This is a genomic window from Nocardia canadensis, from assembly GCF_032656385.1.
GTDB lineage: Bacteria > Actinomycetota > Actinomycetes > Mycobacteriales > Mycobacteriaceae > Nocardia > Nocardia canadensis.
Genome location: NZ_JAVCWB010000008.1, coordinates 1,105,317 through 1,127,441, shown reverse-complemented (window position 1 = coordinate 1,127,441; position 22,125 = coordinate 1,105,317). Strand labels below are relative to the sequence as shown.

24 protein-coding genes are annotated in these 22,125 nt (G+C 70.0%); 12 read left to right on the top strand and 12 right to left on the bottom strand.

The window, feature by feature from the left end:
- Nucleotides 1–7: 7 nt before the first annotated feature.
- Entirely contained in the window at nt 8–1,510 is a 1,503-nt protein-coding gene (locus Q7X29_RS19005) for an aldehyde dehydrogenase family protein (RefSeq protein ID WP_316574898.1), read from the bottom strand.
- A 190-nt stretch (nt 1,511–1,700) separates the two neighbouring features.
- Here Q7X29_RS19005 and Q7X29_RS19000 point away from each other — a divergent pair, with 190 nt between their 5' ends.
- The 8 genes from Q7X29_RS19000 (at nt 1,701) to Q7X29_RS18965 (ending at nt 10,975) form a co-directional block, all read left to right on the top strand.
- On the top strand, nt 1,701–2,636 hold the full coding sequence (locus Q7X29_RS19000; protein ID WP_316574897.1) for a TauD/TfdA dioxygenase family protein: 936 nt from the start codon (nt 1,701–1,703) through the stop codon (nt 2,634–2,636).
- A gap of 140 nt (nt 2,637–2,776) precedes the next feature.
- Complete coding sequence (locus tag Q7X29_RS18995) at nt 2,777–3,421, top strand: ABC transporter permease (protein WP_316574896.1); 645 nt, start codon at nt 2,777–2,779, stop codon at nt 3,419–3,421.
- Complete coding sequence (locus Q7X29_RS18990; RefSeq protein ID WP_218720401.1) at nt 3,418–4,698, top strand: ABC transporter ATP-binding protein; 1,281 nt, start codon at nt 3,418–3,420, stop codon at nt 4,696–4,698. Before Q7X29_RS18995 ends, Q7X29_RS18990 begins: the two co-directional genes overlap by 4 nt.
- The gene (locus Q7X29_RS18985; protein ID WP_316574895.1) at nt 4,695–5,432 is read left to right on the top strand and encodes an ABC transporter permease; all 738 of its coding nucleotides are present in this window, start codon (nt 4,695–4,697) and stop codon (nt 5,430–5,432) included. The genes Q7X29_RS18990 and Q7X29_RS18985 overlap by 4 nt, the downstream gene beginning before the upstream one ends.
- A complete protein-coding gene (locus Q7X29_RS18980; protein ID WP_316574894.1) occupies nt 5,429–6,406 on the top strand; it encodes a glycine betaine ABC transporter substrate-binding protein in 978 nt (325 codons plus the stop codon). The genes Q7X29_RS18985 and Q7X29_RS18980 overlap by 4 nt, the downstream gene beginning before the upstream one ends.
- 284 nt (nt 6,407–6,690) lie before the next feature.
- Nucleotides 6,691–8,493 carry a multicopper oxidase family protein gene (locus Q7X29_RS18975; protein ID WP_316574893.1) on the top strand — a complete coding sequence of 601 codons (1,803 nt, stop codon included), beginning with the start codon at nt 6,691–6,693 and terminating at the stop codon, nt 8,491–8,493.
- 164 nt (nt 8,494–8,657) lie between these two features.
- Nucleotides 8,658–9,896 carry an oxygenase MpaB family protein gene (locus tag Q7X29_RS18970; RefSeq protein WP_218720561.1) on the top strand — a complete coding sequence of 413 codons (1,239 nt, stop codon included), beginning with the start codon at nt 8,658–8,660 and terminating at the stop codon, nt 9,894–9,896.
- 17 nt (nt 9,897–9,913) lie between these two features.
- Nucleotides 9,914–10,975 (top strand): lipocalin-like domain-containing protein, encoded by a 1,062-nt coding sequence (locus Q7X29_RS18965; protein WP_316574892.1) that lies wholly within the window; start codon nt 9,914–9,916, stop codon nt 10,973–10,975.
- A 7-nt stretch (nt 10,976–10,982) separates the two neighbouring features.
- On the opposite strand, the gene Q7X29_RS18960 is transcribed toward Q7X29_RS18965, so the two are convergent.
- The gene (locus Q7X29_RS18960) at nt 10,983–11,609 is read right to left on the bottom strand and encodes a TetR/AcrR family transcriptional regulator (protein WP_316574891.1); all 627 of its coding nucleotides are present in this window, start codon (nt 11,607–11,609) and stop codon (nt 10,983–10,985) included.
- A gap of 103 nt (nt 11,610–11,712) precedes the next feature.
- On the opposite strand from Q7X29_RS18960, the gene Q7X29_RS18955 reads away from it, so the two are divergent.
- On the top strand, nt 11,713–12,099 hold the full coding sequence (locus Q7X29_RS18955) for a VOC family protein (RefSeq protein WP_218720392.1): 387 nt from the start codon (nt 11,713–11,715) through the stop codon (nt 12,097–12,099).
- A gap of 7 nt (nt 12,100–12,106) precedes the next feature.
- On the opposite strand, the gene Q7X29_RS18950 is transcribed toward Q7X29_RS18955, so the two are convergent.
- The 5 genes from Q7X29_RS18950 to Q7X29_RS18930 form a co-directional block, all read right to left on the bottom strand.
- Nucleotides 12,107–13,750: an FAD-dependent monooxygenase gene (locus Q7X29_RS18950; protein ID WP_316574890.1), complete on the bottom strand. Its 1,644-nt coding sequence runs from the start codon at nt 13,748–13,750 to the stop codon at nt 12,107–12,109.
- Between the two features lie 99 nt (nt 13,751–13,849).
- Entirely contained in the window at nt 13,850–14,086 is a 237-nt protein-coding gene (locus Q7X29_RS18945) for a hypothetical protein (RefSeq protein WP_255588275.1), read from the bottom strand.
- A gap of 63 nt (nt 14,087–14,149) precedes the next feature.
- On the bottom strand, nt 14,150–14,332 hold the full coding sequence (locus Q7X29_RS18940; RefSeq protein WP_255588274.1) for a phosphotransferase: 183 nt from the start codon (nt 14,330–14,332) through the stop codon (nt 14,150–14,152).
- A gap of 81 nt (nt 14,333–14,413) precedes the next feature.
- A complete protein-coding gene (locus Q7X29_RS18935) occupies nt 14,414–14,737 on the bottom strand; it encodes a hypothetical protein (RefSeq protein WP_316574889.1) in 324 nt (107 codons plus the stop codon).
- A 47-nt stretch (nt 14,738–14,784) separates the two neighbouring features.
- Entirely contained in the window at nt 14,785–15,771 is a 987-nt protein-coding gene (locus Q7X29_RS18930) for an SMP-30/gluconolactonase/LRE family protein (protein WP_316574888.1), read from the bottom strand.
- A gap of 658 nt (nt 15,772–16,429) precedes the next feature.
- Here Q7X29_RS18930 and Q7X29_RS33095 point away from each other — a divergent pair.
- The 3 genes from Q7X29_RS33095 (at nt 16,430) to Q7X29_RS18915 (ending at nt 18,960) form a co-directional block, all read left to right on the top strand.
- Entirely contained in the window at nt 16,430–16,765 is a 336-nt protein-coding gene (locus Q7X29_RS33095) for a helix-turn-helix domain-containing protein (RefSeq protein WP_394358722.1), read from the top strand.
- Nucleotides 16,766–16,812: 47 nt separating this feature from the next.
- On the top strand, nt 16,813–17,358 hold the full coding sequence (locus Q7X29_RS18920; RefSeq protein WP_316574886.1) for a nitroreductase/quinone reductase family protein: 546 nt from the start codon (nt 16,813–16,815) through the stop codon (nt 17,356–17,358).
- A gap of 66 nt (nt 17,359–17,424) precedes the next feature.
- Nucleotides 17,425–18,960, top strand: a complete 1,536-nt coding sequence (locus tag Q7X29_RS18915; protein ID WP_218720388.1) for an AMP-binding protein — start codon at nt 17,425–17,427, stop codon at nt 18,958–18,960.
- A 9-nt stretch (nt 18,961–18,969) separates the two neighbouring features.
- Here the strand turns inward: Q7X29_RS18915 and Q7X29_RS18910 are convergent, their stop codons facing one another.
- From Q7X29_RS18910 to Q7X29_RS18890, 5 genes are all read right to left on the bottom strand, one after another.
- Entirely contained in the window at nt 18,970–19,824 is an 855-nt protein-coding gene (locus tag Q7X29_RS18910) for an acyl-CoA thioesterase domain-containing protein (RefSeq protein ID WP_218720386.1), read from the bottom strand.
- Between the two features lie 230 nt (nt 19,825–20,054).
- The gene (locus tag Q7X29_RS18905) at nt 20,055–20,309 is read right to left on the bottom strand and encodes a TetR-like C-terminal domain-containing protein (RefSeq protein WP_316574885.1); all 255 of its coding nucleotides are present in this window, start codon (nt 20,307–20,309) and stop codon (nt 20,055–20,057) included.
- An 82-nt stretch (nt 20,310–20,391) separates the two neighbouring features.
- Nucleotides 20,392–21,189 carry an SAM-dependent methyltransferase gene (locus tag Q7X29_RS18900; RefSeq protein WP_218720382.1) on the bottom strand — a complete coding sequence of 266 codons (798 nt, stop codon included), beginning with the start codon at nt 21,187–21,189 and terminating at the stop codon, nt 20,392–20,394.
- 128 nt (nt 21,190–21,317) lie between these two features.
- On the bottom strand, nt 21,318–21,722 hold the full coding sequence (locus tag Q7X29_RS18895) for a 2Fe-2S iron-sulfur cluster-binding protein (protein WP_316574884.1): 405 nt from the start codon (nt 21,720–21,722) through the stop codon (nt 21,318–21,320).
- Nucleotides 21,723–21,765: 43 nt separating this feature from the next.
- On the bottom strand, nt 21,766–22,107 hold the full coding sequence (locus Q7X29_RS18890; protein WP_316574883.1) for a hypothetical protein: 342 nt from the start codon (nt 22,105–22,107) through the stop codon (nt 21,766–21,768).
- Nucleotides 22,108–22,125: the final 18 nt, after the last annotated feature.

Genomic DNA, 22,125 nt, shown 5'->3' with positions numbered 1-22,125 from the left:
CGCGCGCTCACCCCGCCGAGAACCACCCGCCGACCGCCGGTGCGGTGTTGTGCCAGAGGTGTTTGGTCTCCTGGTATTCGGCCAGGCCGGTGGGCCCGAGTTCGCGGCCGATGCCGGAGCGGCCGAAGCCGCCCCACTCCGCGGCCGGGGTGTAGACACCGAAATCGTTGAGCCACACCGTGCCGTGCCGCAGGGCACGGACCACCCGTTCGCCACGGGCCGGATCGGCGGTGCGGACACCGGCGGCCAATCCGTAGGCGGTGTCGTTGCCGAGGGCGACGGCCTGGGCCTCGGTGGTGAAGCGCTCCACGGTGAGAATGGGCCCGAAGGTCTCCTCCCGGACGATGCGCATCGACCGATCGCAGTCGTCGAAAATGGTGGGCAGGTAGTAACTGCCCGCGGCCAGCGCGGGATCGTCCGGGCGCCGGCCACCGGCGATCAGCCGCGCGCCCTCCGAGAGGCCCAGCGCGACATACGCTTCCACCTTCGCACGATGCTCGGGGGAGACCAGCGGGCCGGTCTGCGACGACGGATCCCTGCCGGGACCCACCCGGATCGCGGACGCGCGCCGGGCGAGCTCGGCCACGAACTCGTCGGCGATCGACGCGTGCACGATGAGCCGCGTGCCCGCCGAACACACCTGACCGGAGTGCAGGAAGGCACCGGTGAGTACCGCGTCGACGGCGCTGTCGAATTCGGCGTCGGCGAAGACGAGGTGCGGGTTCTTGCCACCGAGCTCCAGCGCGACGCGCGTGATGTGCCGGGCCGCCCGGCTCGCGATCCCCGCCCCCGTGCTCGCGCCGCCGGTGAACGAGATCAGGTCGACGTCCTGGCTGTCGGTGAGCGCGGCGCCCACCACATCGCCGCTGCCCAGCACGAGATTCACCACGCCGGCGGGTACCCCGGCCCGGTCGAGCAAGCGCACCAGCGCGATCGTCGACAGCGGGGTGACCTCGCTGGGCTTGACCACCACGGTGCAGCCGGCCGCCAGCGCGGGCGCGATCTTCCACGACAGCTGCAGCAGCGGATAGTTCCATGGCGCGATGAGCGCGCACACCCCGACCGGCTCGTGCACGACGCGGCTGATCACCGCCGGGTTCCCGGTGTCGACGAGACGGTCGGTGTCGGTGGTGACCAGGTGCGCGTAGTAGCGGAACACCGCGATCACGTCGTCGATGTCGAGGTAGCTCTCGCGCAGGGTCTTGCCGGTGTCGGCCGTCTCGATCCGGGCCAGGTCGTCGCGATTGGCGTCGAGCAGTTCGGCGACGCGCACCAGCAGCGCGGAGCGCTCGGCTTTCGGGGTCGCGGGCCACTCGCCGGTCGCGAAGGCGGCGCGGGCCGCCGCGATCGCCGCCGCCACGTCCTCGGGGCCCGCTTCGTCGACGATGGTGAGCACGCCGCCGTCGGCCGGATCGTGGACGGCCCTCGTGCCGCCGTGGACCGGCCGCGCCCAGCGCCCGTCCAGGTAGAGGCCGGGGGAGCGCAGGAGCGGCTCGTCGGTGAGGACCATTCGGGGAGTCTTGCCTCTCGCTCGAGCCGGGGTGCGCGGACCAAGGTACGCGACGCCGGAAAGAGCCACGTCCACGGGCTGTGGGCGAGCGATACGGGTTCTGCTCGGGCTGAGTTCAATCCTGGTCGCGCCGGTGCGCGGATGGTTTCGTGTGATCCGGAACATCCCGGTTCGAGCGAAAGGCCTCCGTATGTCCGTCGATGACGCAGCCGTCCCCGCGACCGGGGTGCGGGTGGTCAAGCTCGGTGCGCACCTGGGGGCACGGATCGAGGGCGTGCGGCTCGGTGGCGAGCTCGACGCCAGGACCGTCGGGACCGTGCGTGCCGCGCTGCACGAGCACAAGGTGATCTTCTTCCGCGGTCAGCACCACCTCACCGAGGACGGGCAGTACGAGTTCGCGCAGCTGCTCGGCACCCCGACCACGCCGCACCCCACCGTCACCTCGGCGGGCGCGAAGAGCCTGGCCATCGACTCACATCAGACCCGTTCCAACGTCTGGCACACCGATGTCACCTTCGTCGACCGGGTGCCCAGCGCCTCGATCCTGCGTGCCGTCGCGCTGCCCAGCTATGGCGGCTCGACCACCTGGGCCTCGACCGTCGCCGCCTACGACGCGCTGCCCGCGCCACTCAAGCTGCTGGCCGAGAACCTGCGCGCGCGGCACACCAATCGGTACGACTACGCCGCCGACATCGAGGACCGGCCCGACGACCGGGATCGCACCTACCGCAGCGAGTTCGAGTCGACCTACTTCGAGACCGAGCATCCGGTCGTGGAGGTCCACCCCGAGACCGGCGAACGCGCTCTGCTGCTCGGCTGCTTCGTGAAGGAGATCGCCGGGCTGTCGAGCTCCGAATCGCGGGCGCTGTTGCGGATGTTCCAGGATCGGGTCACCCGCCTCGAACACACCACCCGCTGGGACTGGTCGCTCGGCGACGTCGCCATCTGGGACAACCGCGCCACCCAGCACTACGCGGTCGACGACTACGACGGCAGCGAGCATCGCAGGCTCACCCGCATCACCCTGGCCGGCGCGGTCCCGGTGGGTGTCGACGGCACGACCAGCACGGTGATCGCGGGCGACGCCGCCGACTACGCGAGTGCCCCGCCGAAGCGCGCGGCCTAGGAATTGGCCGCCACCGCAACACCTCCAGAGCTGCGGGTCCCCGGCCGAACGCAGGTCATGGATTACCCTTCGACGGCACGTACGTCCGGTGATCACGCGCGCACAGGCCCTGACCGGCCCGGCCCGACGATGGGATTCCCGTGAACCTGTGGAGTTATGTCCGGGGGCGGGGGGAGGTGCTGACCTTCCTCACCTACCAGCACGCCTCACTGGCCTTCCAGACCGTGCTGGTCGGTACGGTCGTCGCCATCCTCGTGGCGGTGGCCGTCTATCGCCTTCCGCTGGCCTCGGCGCTCACCCTCACCTCGAGCCGGGTCGCGCTGACGATTCCCTCGCTGGCCCTGCTGGCGCTGCTGCTGGTGCCGTTCGGGCTCGGGGTCGTGCCGTCGTTCATCATGCTGGCGTTCTTCGCGGCGCTGCCGGTGATCGGCAACGCCATCGTCGGCCTGCGGTCGGTACCCCCCTCGGTGATCGAATCCGCGCGCGGAATCGGGTTGTCGCGCTGGCGGATCCTGCTGACCGTCGAATTCCCGATCGCCTGGCCGGTGATCCTCACCGGCATCCGGGTCTCGACCCAGATGATCGTCGGCGTCGCGGCCATCGTCGCCTACGTGCTCGGCCCGGGGCTCGGCTCGCTCATCTTCAACGGCCTCTCGCGGCTCGGCGGGGCCAATGCCCTGGAGATGGCACTGACCGGCACCCTGCTCATCGTCGCGATCGCGTTGGTGTTCGACGCGCTCCTCGTCCTGCTCGGACGGCTCACGATCGCCAAAGGACTGACATGACCGATGTGACCAGCCAGCCCGCCCCGGTGACGCCTGAGCGCAATGTGACCGGGGCGTCGATCACGCTCGACGGGGTCGTCAAGCGATACAAGGGGCAGGACAAGGCCGCGGTGCAGCGGCTCGATCTGGAGATCGACGCCGGCGAGATCGTGGCGTTCGTCGGGCCCTCGGGCTGCGGCAAGACCACGACGCTGAAGATGATCAACCGGCTGATCGAGCCGACCGAGGGCCGGATCTTCATCGGCGGCCGCGACGTCACCAGGGAAGACCCCGACAAGCTGCGCCAGTCGATCGGCTACGTGATCCAGTCCGGTGGCCTGTTCCCGCACTGGTCGGTGGCCAAGAACATCGGCGCCATTCCCCGGGTGCTCGGCTGGGATAAGAAGCGCATCGCCGAACGCACCGAGTACCTGCTGGATCTGGTCGGTCTCGACCCCGCCACCTTCGCCGACCGGCTGCCCAAGGACATGTCCGGCGGTCAGCAGCAGCGTGTCGGTGTGGCCCGTGCCCTGGCCGCCGATCCGCCGGTGCTGCTGATGGACGAACCGTTCGGCGCGGTCGACCCGATCACCCGGGTTCGCTTGCAGGACAGCCTGATCGCGATCCAGCACGAACTCGGCAAGACCATCGTGATCGTCACCCACGATTTCGAGGAAGCCACCAAACTCGGCGACAAGGTGCTCATCCTGTCCGAGGGCGGGCACGTCGAGCAGTACGCGCGCCCGGAGGAGATCCTCACCGATCCGGCGACGCCGTTCGTGGAGGAGTTCGTCGGATCCGGCGCGAAGCTGGCGTATCTGACGGTCTCGCGGGTGCGTGATGTCGACTACGACCCGGTCACCACGGCACGGATCGGCGAACCGGCGCAGACGGTGATCGAGCGGGCGAAGGCGGCCGGGCACACCTGGGTCGTGGTCGTCGACGCGGCGGGGCGCCCGCGCTCGTGGCCCTCGCTCACCGAGGTGGCCAGCAAGCCCGAGGTCTCCGACTATCTGGATCGCAGACTGCCGGTGGTCGCGCAGTCCTCCACCCTCAACGACGCGCTCGACGCGATGCTGGCCGCCAGTCAGGGCGCCACGCTCGTCACCGACGGTCGTGGCGCGGTCGTCGGGTCGCTGAGCATCGGGTCGGTGACCGACGTGATCCAGACCAAGCTGGCCGAGAACCACGCCGCGGAGGCCGCGCCGTCCTACGAGACCTATGTCGACGGGTCCGACCCGACACCGACGCCGGTCGTCGCCGCCGCCGACGACACCGCGACGGCCGAACCGTCATGAGCCGGCTGCGCCGCGTGCCGATCGACGTGTGGTTCGAACCGATCATCATCGTGGTGATCGGCGTCGGCTATCTGCTCTGGTACCGGTCGACGACCTTCACCGCCACCGAGCAGGCCTCGCTCGGCTGGTCCAATCTGCAGAGCACCATCGGTGCACACATCCGGCTGACCATGGTCGCCACGGTGATCGTGGTGGTGGTGGCGATACCGCTCGGCATCGCGCTGACCAGGCCGGCGCTGATGCGCTTCGAGCCGATCGCGGTCAATATCGCCAATATCGGTCAGGCCGCGCCCGCCGTCGGCCTGCTCGTGCTGTTCACGTTCTGGCTCGGCACCGGGTTCCGCACGGCGATCGTGGGTTTGGTGGTGTACGCGGTGCTGCCGATCCTGCAGAACACGATCGTCGGTCTGCGGCAGGTGGACCAACGCACGATCGAAGCGGCGCGCGGCATCGGCTTGTCCGCGGCGCGCACGCTGGTCCAGGTCGAGCTGCCGCTCGCGGTGCCGGTGATCCTCAACGGCGTGCGCACCGCGCTGGTCATCCTGGTCGGCACCGCGACGCTGTCGACGTTCATCGGCGCGACCAGCCTGGGCACCCTGATCACCACCGGTGTCACCCTGTTCCTGCCCAAGCTGCTGATCTCCGGCGCGATCCTGGTCGGGCTGCTGGCGCTGATCATCGATTGGCTCGGCCGGCTCGTCGAACTGGCCGCGACCCCGCGAGGTATCTCATGAGGCGACGGCTGGTCCCGATGGTGTCCGCGCTCGTCGCGACGTTGGCCCTGCTCGGCGGATGTGGGCTGGTGAGCTCCTCGGGCACCTTCCACGACGCCAGTCTGCCCGGCGGCGAACGCCCGCTCGACGGCGCCGCCATCGTGGTGACGTCGAAGAGCTTCACCGAAGGGGTCCTGCTCGGCAAGATCACCGCGACCTACCTGGCCGCGGCGGGCGCCTCGGTCACCGACCTGACCGGCGCGCCGGGGTCGGCCTCGTCGCGTCAGGCCCAGCTCAACGGTGACGCCGATGTGCTCTGGGAGTACACGGGCACCGGCTGGGTGAACTACCACAACCAGACCGAGACGATCGCCGACCCGCAGGAGCTGTGGCAGCGCGTCCACGACATCGAGAAGCGCGACTACGACCTCGAATGGCTGGCCCCGGCCAACTTCAACGACACCTACGCCTTCGCCGCGTCCGCGCCGACCGCCCAGCGCCTGGGTGTGCGGTCGCTGAGCGACGTCGCCGCCCTGCCCGTGGCCGAGCGCACCTTCTGTGTCGACGACGAATTCTTCAGCCGCTCCGACGGTTTCCTGCCGATGCTGCAGAAATACGGGATCCCCTACAACGATCCGAACGGCGTGCCCTCGGGCAATGTCACCAGGATGGACGCCGGCGTCGTCTACACCGCGACCGCCAAGAGTCAGCCCTGCAATTTCGGGATGGTCTACACAACCGACGGCCGCGTCAAGAACCTGAAGCTGACCGTCCTCGACGACGACAAGAAGTTCTTCCTGCCCTACAGCGGCACGGCCGTGGTCCGGGGCGTGGTCATCGAGAACCATCCCGAACTCCGCGCCCTGCTCGGCACCGTCTCCGAGCGCCTCACCGACGAGCTGATGCAGGAGCTCAACGGTCGCGTCGACATCGACGGCGAGGACCCGGCCGATGTGGCCTACGACTGGTTGAAGAGCGAGCGCCTGATCGAGTAGCGCAGTCGCCGAGACCGGCGGGTGGACTCTCGCGCGAGCGGCAGGTCGACGCCCTGTCGTGTGTCCTGGTGCGCGCACCGGCATTCGATGCGACAAGAACGATTCCGTACGGCGGCACGCTGATGTGCCCGAGGCCGCGGGGCGGTCGATCGGCCCGGTGTCCTGCCCGGCGACGCGGCGGTCGGTGGGCGCTGGGTGACATTCGACGAGGTACTGACAACTGTACCTAATGGTATGGTCGCCCGGCGGTGCGTGCGACGGTGCAGCCCGGAAAGGGCTCGGCCATGGGATATCCGATCGAACGTCGTGGGTTCCTGCGTGCCGCCGGGGCGGGACTGCTCGGCGCGGCGCTGTTCGAGACCTCCGCCGCCGCGACCCCGGCGCCGGCGCGTGGTCCGCTGCTCTTCGCGTCCCCGGCGGTCGAGCCGTTCGTGGACGAGCTGCCCCGGTTGCCGGTGGTGCGTGGTGAGCGGCTCGACGTCGTCGCCTCGACCACCATCCATCGCTTCCATCGCGATCTGCCGCCGTCACCGGCGCTGGGCTACAACGGGATGACCTATCTGGGGCCGACTGTCGAACACCGGGCGGGCACGCCGCTGCGCCTGCGGTTCGCGAACCGGATGACGACCCATCCGCTGGCCGCCGACATGGACACCACCCTGCACGGCGTCGACGAGAGCTTCCGGACCTCGCCGCCGTCCTCGCTGCACCTACACGGTGGGGTGACCCCGCCCGACAGCGACGGGCATCCGGAGCAGCTGGTCCATCCCGGTGGCGACCTCGACCACGATTTCCCGCTGGCCCAGGACGCCGGACACCTCTGGTATCACGACCACGCGATGGGCATCACCCGTATCAACGTCTACGCCGGACTGGCCGGATTGCTGCTGCTCCGAGATGAATTCGACACCGGTGCGCCCGGGAACCCGCTGGGCCTGCCCGCCGGGGAGTTCGAGGTGCCGCTGGTATTGCAGGAGAAGCTGTTCACCGCCGAGGGGCGCCAGTCGGTCCGGTCGACGCCGGTCGTCCCGCAGGGGGCCTGGGAAGGTGGGGCGGTCGGGGACGTCGGGGTGGTCAACGGCAAGATCTGGCCCCACCTGCCGGTCGGCCGCGGTCTCTACCGCTTCCGGCTGCTCAACGCGGCGTCGTTCAGTGTGTGGAATCTGTTCTTCGGCAACCGGATGCGGTTCTGGGTGATCGGGAACGATCACGGACTGCTGGACGCGCCGGTCACGGTGCACGAGCTGCGCCTGGCACCCGGTGAACGGGTGGACGTGCTGGTCGACTTCGCCGGGCTCGCGCCGGGGGAGACCGTCGAACTGCGCAACGACGAGGCGCCGGTCTTCCAGGCGGCGATCCTCGGCGAGGTCGCGATGCCGGTGTTCTGTCAGTTCCGCGTGCAGGATCGGCCCGGCTTCACGGGCGGCGTGCCGGAACGGTTGCGCGGCGGCCCCGCTCGGTCACCGGTGCTGCCGCCGCTCGCCACACCGACCGTGCGCCGCGATGTCACGGTGAGTCAGCCCTACGAGCTGCGGGTGCCGCCCGCGATCATGTCGCTCAACAACCTCACCTTCGCCAGCCCGGAGATCGAGCGTCCGCGGCAGGGCACCGTCGAGCAGTGGAACATCATCAACATCACGCCCGACCCGCACCCGATCCACCTGCACCTGGTGACCTTCCGGATTCTCGGACGCGCACCGCTGCGCACGGTCGACTATCAGCTGGCGCATCCCCAGCCGCCGATCGGGCAGCGGTGGGCGCCGGCGGCCGACGGGTTCCTGGCGGGTCCGATGGTGCCGCCCCAGCCGTGGGAGGCGGGCTGGAAGGACATCGTGCGGGTCGACGGCGGCACCGTGACCAGCATCATCGTCCGATTCCCGACCGCGGCGGAACTCGGCTTCGATCCCGACGCGACCTTCCCCCGCCGGATCGCGACCGAGTTGCGCGGCGCGGATTCCCACGGCGGGCACCGCACCGGTGACCACGCGGGCCGCTCGTCGGCGGAGTTGCAGGGCTACGTGTGGCACTGCCACCTGCTCGATCACGAGGACCACGACATGATGCTCAAATACCGCATCGTGCCGTGACGCCCCGCTTTCCATACTTTCGGGTACGGAATAATGTTCTTCGTAGTATGGTCGGCCTGTCACGACACACGGTGAGCGAGTTTCACGTCAGGAGACCGGCATTGGCCGAATTCGTCGAAAGTCGGGTCCGGCCCGACGCGTCCCGGTCGGCCGAGCAGCCACCGGTGCGGTGCCCCACCGCCTTCCGCTACTGGGAGGCGCGCGGCACCGCGACGGTGCGCCGGATCGAGCGTCTGTTCACCACGGTGACCCGACAGTCGCTGTTTCCCAGTGACGAACAGGCCGCGGCGCTGTGCGCGGACCTGTTCGCCGGAGACCCGGTGGCCGAACGGTTCGTCGCCGAGGTGATGCACGGCGAGATCGGGGCGAAGGCCGGGCGCCGCATGCTGGAGCAGGCGCTGGCCGAGGGTATCGACGCGGTGCCCGATGCCCCGGACTCCATGCGCGCGCTGTTCGCCGAGTTCGAGACGGTGCCCGACTGGGTGGTACCCGAGCTGGTGGAACAGGGCGCGGCGATCTGGCGGCGCTGGGGCACCATGCTGTTCAGCTTCGCCGGCGCCGAGACGCTCGAGATGTACACCGAGGCGGCGGTCGCGACCCCGCTGTCGCTCGCGGGCGGCTACGCCGGCGACAGCGCCCTGCGCCGGTTCCTGGAGACCACCCGCTTCTGGATGGATGTCTCGGCCCGCGACGCGCTGCTGACCCCGGGCTCGGCGGGCCGCGCGACCGCGCTGAAGGTGCGGGTCATGCACGTCTCGGTGCGGGCGAAGGTCGCCGCGCACCCCGAATGGGACACCGAGCGGTGGGGTCTGCCGATCAGTCAGACCTACCAGCTGCTGACCCTGCTGGCCGGCAGCGTGACTCCCGGCCTGGGACTGTGGGCGCTGGGCTACCAGACGACTCCGTCGGAAATCCGTGCGCTGCTGCACTTCCAGAAGTACATGGGCCACCTGCTGGGCGTGCGATTGCGCTGGTACCCGGAGACCGTGCGGGACGCGCTGCGGGTGCTGGCCATGACGATCGCCTCGCGGTCCTACGACGCGGGGCAGCACGGAACGGAATTGATCGAGTCCTATCCGGCGGCCTTCGCCCCGCGCGATGGTCATCGCGGTCTGACCCGGCTGCGCGAAAGGTACAACTACCGGATCAATTCCGTGTACTCCGCGATGTACATGGCGCCCGGCACCCGCCGTCGTTACACGATGCCGCCGGCGTTCCCGTGGATCGCCATTCCGATCGTCCGGTTCCCGCTGATCACCGTCATGGAACTCGCGCGCCGCCTCTGCCCCCCGTTCGCGCGGGCGCACGAGAAGCTGATGTTGTGGCATCGCGAGAACTGGTATCGCGCCCAGATGCAGGGCCGGGAAGCGGCCTTCGACGCCAGCGGCGCTCTGCGCCGATGAACCGACCGAGAGCAGCCATGAGTACCGACATCGTCGAAGTGTGGAACGGACCGGGACGCCGCGACGGCGTCCTGACACCGGTCGAACCGCGGCACAACGGATTACATCCCTCGTCCAGCAGGCTCGCCTTCGAACACTGGTACTTCGACGCCCACCTCGACACCGGGCACGTGGTGATCGGCTTCCTCACCAAACGCAGGCCCGAGGACCTGCCGACCGCACGCCCGTGGGTGGAGATGATGGTCTACGCCCCCGACGGCACCCGCCGCCAGGTGTCGCGGCGCTATCCGCGCTCCGCGACGTCGTTCTCGGCCGACGCCTGCGACGTGCGTGTCGGCCACAACACCGCGCGCACCGAAGCCGGTGCCGACGGACTGCCGATCCATCACCTGTGGATGGCCGAGGACGGCATCGTCTTCGACCTGCGGTTCCACAACGAAGTGCCCAGCTGGATGCCGGGCAAGGGCGAAACCCGCTTCGGCGCCCGGGATTCCTTCGGCTGGATGGTCGGCGCCCCACGCGCACGGGTGAGCGGGGCGATCGAGCTCGACGGCGTGCGTCACGAGGTCACCGGACGTGGCTACCACGACCACAACTGGGGCGTCGGCGACATGAAGAAGATCATCGAGCGCTGGCACTGGGGACGGCTCTACGTCGAGGACTACTCCCTGCTGTTCGCCTCGGTCCTGACCCAGCAGCGCCGGGGCGGCCACGAGATCAGCCCGCTGATGCTCGCCCACCACGACCAGATCGTGCTGTCCACCGGCGAAACCGTCCTCACCGAGGGACCTGCGCGCTTCGACGCCACCGCGGGCCGGACCTACCCCGAGTGGGTGGAGCTGACCGTGCCGGGCAGCCTCGACCTGCGCCTGGACGTCGTGCGCGTCATCCACGCCCACGACCTGCTCGACGATGTGCCGGTGGCGCGCTCACGGCTGATCAAACCGCTCGTGCACCGGCTGGTCGGGCACCCGGGCTACTTCCGGTTCGAGTCCACCTTCGCGCTGACCGTGCGTACCCCGTCGGGAACGCAGCGCCGCAGCGGGACGACCCTGCACGAACTGGTCGCGCTGACCTGACCCGGCCTCAGTCGCCGGACTCCCTACTGGTGACGAATCGGAAGAACTCCCGGCGCTGATCCTCGGTCGGCACCGGGAGATTCTGGTTGCCGTGCACGAAGCCGATGCCGGCGAAACACATCAGGCCCGCGCGCATCTCGGCCTGATCGGCGGAGAATCCCATGTCGACGAGGGTGTCGGACAGCGCGTGGAAGATCCGCTGATCCAGCGCCTTGACCGCCTCGGCCACCTTGGCGTTGGTGCGCGCCCAGTCCCGCACCGCGAGCTCGATCTGCCACACCCGCTCCGCGGTGAGCAGCTCGCCCATCCGCGCCAGCCGCTCCCGGGGCGGCAATTCCTCGAGGCCCTGGAACCCGCGTGCCGCGTCGTTCTGATCGGCGCACCAGAATTGCGCCGTCGTCTCCAGCAGCTGATCGATGCCGTCGAAATGCCAGTAGAAGCTGCCCTTGGTGACCCCGAGTTCCTCGCACAGCTTGGCGATCGTGATGCCGGCGACCCCGTCGCGCAAGAGCACGCCGAGCGCCGCGTTCGTCCAGTCCTCGACCCCGAGCCTGCGTGCCGCGCGCCCGGCCGCCGCCGCTTTGCGCTTGGACACCGGCGCGGTCGGTCGCGGGTCCTCGGCCCTGGGGGTCATGGTCGCCTTCCTGTCGCCTGCACGCGTCAGCTTATCGTCTCGTCGGCCGCGGATCGGGCGTCGTCCCTGGTTGTGCCCGCGGCGCGCGCGTAGGGTCGCAGGCATGGCCTGCCGGATCACCGAACTCGTCCTCGACTGCGCCGATCCGCAACTGCTGGCGGACTTCTGGTGCGAGGTGCTCGGCTTCGTCGAACTCGACCGAGACGAGGGCGATATCCAGATCGGCGCTCCCGGAACAGTATTCGGCGGACCCCAGCCCACCCTGTTGTTGAGCCGCAGCACGGAACCGAAACGCGAGAAGTTGCGCCTGCACCTGGACGTCAATCCGACCGACCGCGATCAGGACGCGGAACTGCGCAGGCTGCTCGCCGCGGGAGCGCGTCCGGTCGAGATCGGGCAGACCGGCGAGGAGTCCTGGCATGTCCTGGCCGATCCCGAAGGGAACGAATTCTGCCTGCTGCGCCGCCGCATCGAGGCCGCGCGGAGCTGACGCGCGCTCAGGCGGTCCCGGCCACGCCCTCCGGCGCGGTGGCGAAGATCGCGCCGAAGTAGCGGGCGAGATCGTGCGACGACGCCGGAGACGCGGCATACCCGAGATAGCCGTCGGGCCGCACGACATACACCGCGCCGGGGCCGGGACGGTACTGCCGGGCGAAGTCGCCGTCGCGGTCGTGGATCACCGGCAGCACGGTCGGTCCGATCGCGGCGCCGGGCGCGGCGACGAGGTAGGCGTCGAGCCGGTCGTCGCTCAGTTCCCGGAGCAGGTCGACGCGGCTCTCGATCTCGTCGAGCGTCGCGGCGTCGCAGGTGCTGTCCGCGTAGCACAGCAGCGTGTGGTCCGGGCCCGCGAGCAGCGGGAACAGTCGGAAGGGTGAGGCCACCGCGTCGCGGGTCAGGCCGGTCGCGTCCGGAGCGCGACTGCCCGCGGTCGGCGCGGGGGAACCGGCGGGAGAAGCGAACACCAGGGGACTGTCCCGATAGTCGATGAGCAACTGGGCTTCGCGCAGCAGTGCCCGTTCGGGGTCGGGGTCACCGGCGCCGATCCCGTCTCGGGCATGACGCACGGTGCGGCCGACGACCTCTTCGCCGACGGGTCGGCGCTCGGCGTCGTAGCTGGCCAGCAGTGGCGAGGCGGCCAGCCCGGCGACCGCCAGGGCCAGTTTCCAGGCCAGGTTGTGGGCGTCCTGGATGCCGGTGTTCATGCCTTGCGCGCCGGTGGGCGGGTGGATATGGGCCGCATCGCCGGCGACGAAGACCCGCCCGCGCCCATAGGCGTCGACGATGCGGTGGCTGATCCGGAACACCGAGGACCAGCGCAGGTGCGAGGCCGTCGTCGGCTCCGGCGACAACCGGTCCAGCACCGCCTGGAGGTGCGCCAATTCGGGGGCCGGACCACTGCCGAAGCCGTGTGCCACGCCGTCGCCGCCCGTGCCTATCTCGAGCTCCGGCGGCACCCGCATGGAGACGCGGTACCGATGACGGCCGGGCAGCGGGATGCACGCCAGCGTGTCGTCGGTGACGCCGTCGGTCTGGTGCATCGCCCGGATGGCGTACCCGCGCGGCTGTGACCAATCCAGTTCGACATCGCCGAGCATGTACTGGTCGGTGAAGGCCGCGCCCTCGAAGGTCAGCCCGAGGGTCTTACGGACGATGCTGTGCGCGCCGTCGCAGCCGACGAGATATCGCGCCCGCACGGTGTCTTCCCCGTCCGGTCCGGCGAGCACCGCGTCGACCCCGTCGTCGTCCTGGGTGAACCCGGTCACCGTGACCCCGCGTTCGACGTGCGTGCCCAGCGATGCCAGGCGGGTCCACAGGATGCGCTCGGTCTCGTACTGGGGGAGCCCGACGAACCCGAACGGCACCTCGGGGGGCAGCGTGAGATCGAGCCGGCCCGACTCGACACCGTTGACGAAGACGAGCTGGCCGCGCATCAGGATCGAGGCGTCGAGAACGTCGCGGAGAATGCCCATCTGCTCGAACAGCTCCAGCGTGCGAGGCTGGATGCCGACCGCTTTCGCATAGCGCGGCGGGTGGGCCTGCGAATCGACGATCCGGCAGCGGACCCCGCGCCGGACCAGTTCGACCGCGGCCGCCGTGCCCACCGGACCGGCGCCCACGACCAGGACATCCGTCTCGACCATGCGACATCACCTCGTTGGACTACCCCGCCTCAGTGTGTTTGCTGATCGTACGCCCGGGCGTCGAAAAGCTGAATCGCCGGCGGCTGGAACCCGGCGTGCCTACCCGATGCCGCGGATGACAGCCCGGCAGCGCCATTCCAAGAGCCGGACGGCCAGGCCGAAGGAGCGGAAGGCCGGGTTGGTGGTCTGGCGGTGAGAGTAGCGGTAGTAGATCTGCTGGCAGATCACCGCCAGACGGAACAGGCCGAAGACTTCGTAGAACGCCCATTCGCGGCCGGTGAGACCGATTCCGGCATGGCGGCAATAGTATTCGACCACGTCGTCGCGGGTCAGCATGCCTGGGGCGTGCGTCGGCTGGCGCCGGAAGAACTTGACGGCGAGGTTGTCGTCGGCCTGGACTCAGTAGGCGAGGGCGGCGCCGAGATCCATGAGTGGGTCGCCGATGGTGGCCATCTCCCAGTCGAGCAAACCGATCGGCCGGGTGGGGTCGGTGGGGTCGAGCACGATGTTGTCGAAGCGGAAATCGTTGTGGATCAGTACCGCTGGGCGATCGGGCGGCTGGTGGGCGGCCGGCCAGGACATGATGGGCTCGCACGCGCGGTGGTGTCCAGCAGGATTCGGGTGGGAGTTCCTTGCGGGGGATTGTTCCGTCGAGCCGTTCCATCAGATAGAACGGCGAACCGAGGACCGTCTAGTCCTCGCACAACGCCACCGTCGACGGCGCGTAGTCGAATACCGGGCCGAGGGCGGATTGCACGCGGTACTCGCGGGCCATGTCGTGTGCGCCGTCGGCCCGATGGCCGCCGCGCGTGCCTTCGCACGCAGCTCACCGAGCACGGGCAGGGAATCCCACGGATCGCCGCCGGTCTCGCGCAGCGTGGCCACGCTGCGGTGGTAGTCAGCCTCGATCGGGGCGATCTCCTCGGCGACGAAGGTGCGCACTCGGGCGACGAGATCGGTGGCGCGGGCGCTGGGAGCGAAGTCCATGGCTGTGCTTTCGGTGGAAGGGTGACGGCGGCAGGCGATAGCCGGGTTCAGGACGGGAGGTGGGTGAGTGCGATCGCGGATTCGTCGAGGCTGCCCAGCACCAGGGTGCCGTGCGCCTCGGCGACGCCGGTGACCATCGCGTAGTCCGCGCCGTCGCGCTGTAGATCGTGGACGACGGTCCCGTGGTCGTCGACGGCGAGCACCCAGGCGGTGCGGACGGGGCGCGGCTTGAGCCGATCGGGTATCCGCCACAACAGCTTTCGCGCGAGAGTCGGCGTGGGGAGCAACAGATCGAGCAGGGGATTGCGGGGCGAGGCCAGCGTGACCCAGATCAGTCCGTCGGAGCCGAGGGCGAGGTTGTCGGGGAAGCCGGGCAGATTGTCGATCAGCACTTCGCACGTGCCGGCCTTCGGGCCATGCAACCAGTAGCGGTTGAGCCGGTACGCGGCCGTCTCGGCGACGATCAGTGATGCCTGATCGGGCGCGAACGCGACACCGTTGGCGTACTGGAGGCCATCCAGCAGGGACTCGGTTCGGCCGTCATGGGAGTACCGGAACAGCCGACCGGTACCGGAGTGCTCGAGCAGATCGCCCATCCACAGGTCCAGGGGCCAGCGACGCGACGAGGCCGTGAAGTAGACGGTGCCGTCGCGCGGATCCTCGACGACATTGCTGGCCATGTTCAGGGGTCCGTCGTCGACGGCATCCACCAGGACCTCGACGTCGGTTCCGGACCAGCGCAGCAGGCCGCGATGGGCGTCGCAGACGAGCAGCGAACCGTCGGCGCCCGCGCACAGACCCAGTGGGCGGCCGCCGGTATTCGCGACCGTTTCGACGGCCCCGGTGGCGATGTCGACCCGCAGGATCCGGCCATCGGCGATCCCGGTGTAGACGAGGCCGTCGGCGCCGATAACCACGTCCTCGGGACCGACGCCGGGCAGTTCGATCCGCCGTACCGCGGGCATCGGCGGGGTGCTGCGGCGTTGCCCGGCGCGCGGTGTCGCCGTCGGCGGTGACCAGCGAACCGGCGTCATCCGGGGACCGGACCGACCACCGACGACCATGCGTACCTCCCAGCGATCGAGCGCCGCTCACTGCAGCGCTTCCTGTGCACATGCCATTCTGCTGCCCGGTCGGCGGCGTTTAAATGGGAGCGCCAACCGAGTTGACTGTGCGCATGCACACCAGCAGGCCGGTGCCCGCGCTCGAGCTGATCCGCCGCCGCGCCGCCGCGCACGGGGTCAGCGCCGGCGAGATCGACGAGATGCAGGACCTCACCTGGGAATGGGCGACCGCGTCCGCTACCGCGGTCCACCGAGTGCTGCAGGAGCGGGCGATGGCGGGGGCCGCGCACCGCGCCGACTTCCTGCGCAGTCTCGTCGACGGCACAGTCGCGCCCGCCGTCCTGCGCGCAGAGGCCCGCAACCACGGGCTCGACCCCGAGCATCGCTACCGGATCGCCTGCGCCGCGTGGAACGGCACCGCCGTCGCGACCGACCTGCTCGCCGCGCTGCGCACCCGGGGATCGACAGCAAGGCTGCCGGTCGTCGACACGGTCGTTGACCAGCATCTGGTCGCCCTGCTGCCACGCACCCCGGACGCGCTGCCCACGGGCAGCGTGGTCGCCGTGGGATCGGCGATGCTGCTCGGTGACGCCGCGGCGTCGTATCGGCAGGCGCGTTCGATCTCGCGATTCGCCACGGCAGATCGGGCCTGGTCGATCTCGGGTCGCTGGGTCCGCTGCCGCTGCTCGCGGAGGCCGAGGACATTGCGCGACTGCTCGCCGACAGGCACCTGGCGCCGCTGCGCAGCCACAGCGGCGCCGAGGAGATCCTCGGCACCGTCGCGACCTACCGCGATTGCGACCAGCGCATCGACGACACGGCGGCCACGCTGGTTCTGCACCGCAATACCGTCCGCAATCGGCTCACGCGCTTCGGTGAGCTCACCGGCCTCGATCTCGGCCGAACCGACGATCTCATCGTCGCGTGGTGGCTCCTGCACCGTGACTCGCCGCCGTCACGCTGACCTGCGAAGCGGCGACGGTCCGGTGCCGACGGGCGCATCATGGACAGATGGACGACGCAGACCAGCGGGCCCGGCGCGCGGCGGCGCAGGCCGAGGTCGGCAGACACGGTCGGCTGATCCGCCGCCGGCGCGACGGCAAGTGGCTCAGCGCGGCGATGCTGCCGTGGTTCCGGCTGCGTGTTCCGCGCGGCTACGGCATCCTCACCACCACCGGGCGCAAGACCGGTCTGCCGCGCCCGAAGTGCGTGCGGGTGATGCGGGCGGGTGACCGGGCCTATCTGGTGCAGTTGATGCCGCCGCAGATCACCCTCGACCAGCCGCAGGCGGTCAACGCGTGGCTGCGCAATATCCGGGCCGATCCGCGCGTCACCCTGGAACTGCGCGACGGGGCGTTGCACGGGACGGCCAGCGAGATCACCGATCCGGCGGAACTCGCCGTCGCCCGCGCGCTGCTGTGCGACACCGTCGTCCCGGTCGATTTCGGTGAGTGCGCGATCCACCTGCGCGGGGTGCCCTCCCGCGCGAAGATCCGTGCCCTGCACGACTACTGGTTCCGCACGGGGCGGGCCGTCGCGGTCGACCTGGACATCTGAGCAGCTCGGCCGAGGCGCGCGGTGCCGCATACGCTGAGGGGCACCGACTCCCGACCGAAGGTAGCGATGGCCGACTCCCCGACTCCGATCATCCGCTGCGGCGAACGGGTGCGCGCCCACACCGATGCGCACGACCGCGCGGGCCGCCTCGCCTCGGCCCTGCTCGCCGCCGGCGTCGGGCGCGGCGACCGCGTCGCGGTCCTGGCCCGCAACGACATCGAATTCCTCGAGGTCTCACTGGCCATCGCCTCGGCAGGGGCGAACCCGGTACCGATCAACACCCGCTGGCGCGCGGGGGAGATCGCCCATGTGCTTGCCGATTGCGCGCCGCGCGTGATCTTCGCGCACACCGAGTTCGTCGCCACCGTCGAGGATGCCCGCGACCGCGCGGGCAGCTCAGCCCGGATCGTCGAGATCGCCATGCCCGCGCCGACACTCGTCGAGGCCGGGCTCGACCAGGCCCTGTCCGTGCCCACGGGGCGGCATCCGCTCCTCGAGGAATGGATCGCCGACCAAGACGAGCCGGTCGGCTATCTCGAAGGCGCGGTGGCCGATTCGATGGGACTGATCTACACCTCCGGCACCACCGGGACTCCCAAAGGCGTACTGCGGGAACGGATGACGCCACATCAACTGCTGTCCATCGCGGGCGGTATCGCGCGGCGGATGGGGTTGGCGCCCGGTGGGCGGATGCTGGTGGCCGGGCCGATGTATCACACCTCGCCGAACGCGGTGGCGGTGCTGGCGCTGCGGATGGGCACCGACATCACCATCATGCCGCGCTGGGACAGTGAACGGTTCCTGCGACTGGTGCATCAGCACCGGATCCAGCAGGCCAAGATCGTGCCGACGATGCTGTCGCGGCTGCTGTCGCTGCCCGCCGAGGTGCGCGAGCGCTACGACACCGGCAGCCTGACCCATTTGATCCATTCGGCGGCGCCGTGCCCGCCCGCGATCAAACGAGCGGCGATCGACTGGTTCGGCGACGCGGTGATCGAGTACTTCGGCAGTACCGAGACCGGCACCATCACCTGGATCGGCGCCACGGAATGGCTGGCGCGGCCCGGCAGCGTCGGGCGCCCGGCCGACGGGTCCGCGGTCGCGATCCTGGACGAGGACGGCGCGGAATTGCCCGCCGGGCAGCCCGGGCGGGTGTTCGTCCGGGGAGCCGACTACTGGCCGCGCTTCGAGTACCTGCACCGGGCGGGCTCGGCGGTCACCCGCGGCGATCTGCTGTGGGTCGGCGACACCGGCTACCTCGATGCCGACGGGTACCTGTTCCTGACCGGGCGATCGAGCGAGGTGGTGATCCGCGGCGGAGTGAACATCTACCCGGCCGAGATCGAGAACGCGGCGATGGCGCTGCCCGGGGTGGAGGACGCCGCCGCGATCGGCGTGCCCTCCGGCGACGACCTCGGCGAGGCACTCGAGCTCTATCTCGTCGCCCGGCCCCGCCACGAGCTCGCTCCCGATCAGGTCGCGGCCGCGCTGGCCGAGCAACTCGCCGCCTACAAACTGCCCTCGCGGATCAGCATCGTGGCCGAGCTTCCGCGCGACGACTCCGGCAAGCTGTACAGGCGGGAACTGCGCGCCGCGCCGTGATCGACCGGATCAGCCCGCCTGGGCGGCGCCCACCCGCGCCAGGGTCCCGATGACACTCAGATCGGCGGCGCCTCGCGCATTGGCCAGCGAGCTGACCGTCGTGGTGCCGAACACCCCCTTGCGGTCGTAGACGGCGGCCGTGCCGATCGCGATGCCGTCCTCGGCCAGCCGATCCAGACAGATCAGCCCGGCCTCGTTGCCCTCCGGCAGGCGGGTCAGCGTGAGGGTGGCGTCGGCGTTGATGTACTCGAGGCCGTTGCTGCCGAGATGGGCGATCACATTGGTCACGTCGGCCAGTCCAGCGACGAACTGGAACGGCGTCGGTTCCTCGTCGGCGACGACCGCGATCGGATGATGCCAGATCCCCGTGCGGCCCACGTTGTGGTGAGTGCGCGGGTCCGGCCCCCAGCCCGCGTCTTCACTGAAGTACACCCGATCGCGACCGGGTTCCGGGAGCCGGTCGATCGGCGGGGGATCGGCGGTGGTGCCGGGCGACCAGCAGACGCCCGCCGGATCGGCGCCGGGACGGAGGTACAGCGCGCCTGCGCGGGCGACCGGTCGATCGTCCTGGATCAGGACGGCGTCGAAGAGCGCGAGCCTGCGCCCGTCGCGCACCACGGTGACGCGAATCCGGCAGGGGCGCAGAAAGACCGGGCGGAACATGTCGAGGGTCCACCGGACCGGGCGCAGGTCGGCCCGGCCGGCGGCGGCGACCTCGCGTTCCACCGCGCGTGCCAGCGCCGCGCCGACGGCCATCCCGCGCAATTGGCCGCCCTCCCAACCGGCGACCGCCTCGGGCTGCGGCAGCAGGATCTCGGTCTGCGTTCGTGGATCGACTGTCGTGTGAAAGAATGCTCGGCTCACCGGCGAACTCCCTTGCGGCATAAGTGATCTCGCTCCAGCGCGGCGTCGGTGGCGCTCGACTCCCGGACCGTCCCGGTGGGCGAGTCGGCGGTCTCCTCATCTTCGCGTCCGGCACGCGGCGTTCGCTACCGCGGCTCTCGGATGTCACGTGAATGTTTCTGTGCCGAAACACTATTCGGTCGGGATGCGGGTGAGCAGCGGCAGGACGACGTCGTCGACGATCTCGGTGATCATGGTGTCGGCGACCGGGCTGCCCCGGTCAGGAAGCGGAACATCACCAGTTCCGGGCCGAGGGTGGCGGCCGGGGTCGCGACGGCCTCGGCCCGGATCTCGCCCGCGGCCGCGGCGCGCACCAGTGTGCGCAGTTCGGCGGCGCGGGGATCGAAGAGCGACTCGCGCAGGGCCGCCAGGAGGGCGGGACGGCGGTGGGTCTCGCTCAGCACGGCGCGCAGGACGCCGCCGCCGGGGGACCGGCTGTGCGGCATCCATCCGGTCGAGACTATCCCCGTCCCGACCGGCAGAGTGGCTGGTGCGGCGTGTCGCTCTGCCGGTGCGGCGGGGGAGTGATCAGGGTTTGCGCGCTACGGCGCCGTAGGCCGAGATCGGCAGCACCTCGCCCACCTCGACGGTGTCGGGGCGCCACTGGGTGATCGACACGAAGCCGGGGTCGACCAGTTCCAGGCCGTCGAACACGGCGCGGATCTGCGCCTGCGGGCGCGGGATGTACGGGGTGCCGCCGGTACCGGTGTAGTTCTCGCACAGCGTGACGTAGGCCTGGCTGTCGTCGGTGCCGTCCCACATGATCAGGTAGCTGCCCGAGGGCACCTCGCCGACCACGGTGCGCACGATCCGGAGCAGGTCCTCGTAGGTGCGGGCATGGCCGAGCACGCCCATGAACATCACCGCGATCGGCTCGTTGAAGTTGAGGACGTTGCGCGCGTCGGCGACGATCTGCTCGGGGTTGTGGAAGTCGGCGTCGATGTAGGTGGTGACGCCTTCGGGGGTGGTGCTGCGCAGCAGGGCGCGAGCGTGGGTGAGCACCAGCGGGTCGTTGTCGACGTAGACGATGCGCGCGTCGGCGGTGATGCTCTGGGCGACCTCGTGGGTGTTCTGCATGGTCGGCAGGCCGGTGCCGATGTCGAGGAACTGCCGGATGCCGCGTTCGCGGGCGAGGAAGCCCACGGCGCGGATCAGGAACTGGCGCGATTGCACGGCCATCGTGGAGATGTCGGGGTCGACGGCCAGCCCGGCGTCACCGGCGATCTGGTCGATTTCGTAGTTGTCCTGGCCACCCATCCAGTAGTTCCAGATCCGGGCCGAGTGGGGGATATCGGTCCGGATCACCGGGGTGTCGGTTTCGGTCATGAACCTGGCTCCTCAGCAGAGTTCTACGGCGTCAGCTACCCGGGGCGAGCGGTGCTGGCAGCGGGCAGCTGCTGATCTGTTGTGACAGTACAAGATTCACTCCGGTCGGTGGCCTCCTACGGCCGAGATCAGGCATCGACCACCAGGAGCGGGTCGCGGGAGCGCGACACGCAGGGGTGGAAGATCCCCGCGGCGTTCGCCGCGACGTCGGTGCGGTGGTCGGGGCACCCGGCCTCGACGCGGAGAACACAGCTGCCACACAGCCCGTTCTCGCACGATCCGGAAGCCGAGGGAACTGCCGTGCGCAGGGCGTCGCGGGCGCTCGTCGTGGCGGGGACGTGGACCAGGCGACGGGTGCGCGTCAGGTACAGGTCGAACTCGGTGGCGGGTGCGTCGTGGCGTTCGGGCGGGGTGAAACGTTCGAGATGCAGTGCGGGTCCGGCCTGTTCGGCCATGGCCTCGGCCAGGCTCGCCGGACCGCAGCAGTAGACCCCACGTCGGCGCGGGCGCCGGGCGACGTGCGGCTCGCGCACCGATCGGCGTGCGGCCCCAGAGTTTGGCTACCGACACCCAGACTTAGAAGGCCGGCACGCCCGCCATCAGCGCCGCCGTCCACGCCAGGGTGGTGGCCGGTCCGTCGGTCCCGTCGCGCGTGGCGCGGACGGTCTCGTGCATGGCGCTCGACTGCACGAAGATGCCCAGATACAGCTGTCCGATCGAGAGAACGAATTTCATGCAGAACCACCAGCGGTAAAAGTACCCCCACGACGTCACCGCGGCCAGCAGGAGACCGTTGAACGCCGCGGTGTTGGCCGAGTAGACCAGCACCGTCCGGTCGAGGAGCTCGGCGGTCGTCGCGGTGGCGGATTTGTGCTCGCCCGGTGCCGCGGCCGCGCCGCGTGGCCGCCGTCTGCGCATCGGGATGTCCCTGAGAGC